The organism is Candidatus Methylomirabilota bacterium, assembly GCA_027293415.1.
Taxonomy (GTDB): Bacteria; Methylomirabilota; Methylomirabilia; order Methylomirabilales; family CSP1-5; genus CSP1-5.
Genome location: JAPUFX010000141.1, coordinates 1 through 2,509, shown reverse-complemented (window position 1 = coordinate 2,509; position 2,509 = coordinate 1). Strand labels below are relative to the sequence as shown.

Sequence of the window (2,509 nt, the reverse complement as noted above, 5' to 3'; positions counted from 1 at the left end):
GGCCGCTGCCATCACCAGGGCGATCCACCGATACGTTGCCTTCACCATACTCCTCCTCCTCTCGAAGAATGATTGCTCAATAGCTTCTATCTCTGGGAAAACGTTATTCCTCCACCCGCTCCAACCGGACATGGACGTTGTCTGGCAGATACCATCCCCAGGGCTGGAGGACTCGAGAAACCTGCACCGTCTGCTCCTGATACCCGGAAAGCCGGGCTGTCACCTCCACAGACCCACCGAGGCTTGACTCTCCTGCGTACAGGAGCGGAGACCGGCCGATCAACTCTCCATCCACCAGGATCTCGGCGTTGCCCGGTTCGGTGAAGACCATCATCGTCGAGGCGCAGCCACCCCAGAAGAGGGCAAGCCCGACCAGACCCAGCAATGCTCGGATTCGACGCACCGTTCCTCCCCGCGAGATGTCCCCGTTCAATACTTCATGTATGACTCTTTCACTTTGTTGGTCGAATGATAAGGAGTCAAGGGTTTTTTGACGACACATCGTACCAGAAGGCTACTGCATGAGGGCCCGCTTGTTGGCGATGCTGACCTCCGCCAGCGGACTCGGAACATCCCGGATCATGACATTCACACAGGCGGGACGACCGGCATCGAACGCCCTGAGCAGGGCGGGACGAATCTCATCCGGCGCCTCGACAAACTCACCATGCCCCCCTAACGCTTCAACCATCTTCTCGTAATGCACCAGCCCGAGCTCGCAGCCGACCACCCGATCTGGCCCGTAGAGGGCTTTCTGAATCTGCCGCTCCATTCCCATCGCCCCGTCGTTGCCAATGACGACCACGATGGGGAGATCGTGACGGAGCGCAGTGTGAAGTTCCAACCCATGATAGCCAAATCCGCCGTCCCCCGTCACCACAACCACGAGTTCTCGTGGCCTGGCCAGTTTGGCCGCGATTCCGAAGGGAATCGCCGCCCCCAAAGTCCCCAGGGGGCCCAAGCGCAGCCAACGTCCGGGACGTCGGGATGGCAAAGCGATCCTCGCCCACTGTAGGAAATCTCCGGCATCAATAGCAACCGTCGCCTCGGGCGGCAAGACCTCGCGGAGTTCCCGGCAGAGTCGTAGCGGATGGATGGGAATTTCAGCGGATGTTTCTCCTGCCTCCAGGGCCGTCCGCCAAGACTGGGCAACCCTGGATAAGTGCCCAAGCCAGGGCCGCTCAGGCCACGGCTCGCCAACTTGAACCACGCACGCTGCCAGGAAGGTCCGCGCATCCGCCGCGATCTTCACGTCCACCTGGCGGTTGCGCCCAATCTCCGCGGCATGGATATCCACTTGGATGATCCTCGTCCTCGGATCGAAAAGACCAGGTCCACCAAAGGCCAACCGGTAATCGACCCGCTTCCCGAGGATGCAGATAACATCCGCGTGAACGAACTCCTTGGCGACCTCATTCAGAAGTGGATCGGCATAGCCAAAACAGAGCGGATGGTCATCGGAAATTAGCCCTCGAGCGAGGCCAATCGTGAACAGGGGAATCCGGGTCATCTCCACGAACTGTTCAAGTTCAGACCCAGCCTGGGCCCACCAGGCTCCGCTCCCGGCGATAAGGATCGGCCGCTCTGCCTGCCGGAGTAGGGCGAGGGCTTCCTGGATCAGATCCGGTCCTCCTTCGAAAGACGGATGAGGAATGCCCGCGTGCGGGGAAGCCAGTGGGACCTGGCCTGCGTCTCGGCTCAAGACATCGATGGGGATAGTCAGGTGAACCGGTCCCGGTCGTCCCGACACGGCCTCCCGGAAGGCGGTGGCGACATGTTCGGGGATCTGGCGCGGATCGGTCACCACCGCTGCCCACTTGGTGATGGGCCTGACGAGGGAGAGTTGGTCGAGCTCTTGAAAGGCCCCCTGGTTCTTTAGAAACGTTTCGGGGGCGCCACTGATGGCGACGACCGGGCACCCTTGAAGGAAGGCAGTTGCAATTCCGGTGAGGGCATTGGTGTGACCGGGACCGCCTGTAACCACGAAAACCCCGGGGCGTCCCGTCACCCGCGCCCACGCGTCGGCCATGAGGGCCGCTGCCGCTTCGTGGCGGGTATCGATGATGCGGACGCGGAAGTCAAGACAGGCATCATAGATGGGATTGATATGATCGCCGGAGAGACTGAAGATCTGCTCGACTCCTTCCTGCTTCAGCCCTCGGACGAGGAGACGGGCCCCGTTCATGATGGATGGACTTTCCCTCTCGGAAGAACCCTCTGCACTCGCCGGTCGCCCGAATGCAGAAGGCAGTTTCATGTTCCGCCTCCTCTCCCCGGATGGTGAGGAATCGGAGAGAAGGCATTAAAGGCCTGCACGATATCATACAGGAAAATTGGGCTGGCATCCTGCTTATGGATGGGGGACGGTTCCTAGTGCCGCACCAACTATTTCTCACTAGTATTCCGCGCTGGTGCGGCACTTCCGCTAGGGGGGCAGGCCCCCCTTCGGCGCTCGGCGTTCGCCTCGCTGAGCACCCCCCAGGCGTAGGGGAGCCTCTCCCCTACAACC

The 2,509-nt window shown here is 61.0% G+C and carries 2 protein-coding genes; both read right to left on the bottom strand.

What is annotated here, in order from left to right; all coding sequences use genetic code 11:
* Positions 1-103 precede the first annotated feature (103 nt).
* Positions 104-403 carry a PEGA domain-containing protein gene (locus tag O6929_10420; GenBank protein MCZ6480802.1) on the bottom strand — a complete coding sequence of 100 codons (300 nt, stop codon included), beginning with the start codon at positions 401-403 and terminating at the stop codon, positions 104-106.
* Between the two features lie 111 nt (positions 404-514).
* Complete coding sequence (locus O6929_10415) at positions 515-2,257, bottom strand: thiamine pyrophosphate-binding protein (GenBank protein MCZ6480801.1); 1,743 nt, start codon at positions 2,255-2,257, stop codon at positions 515-517.
* Positions 2,258-2,509 lie beyond the last annotated feature (252 nt).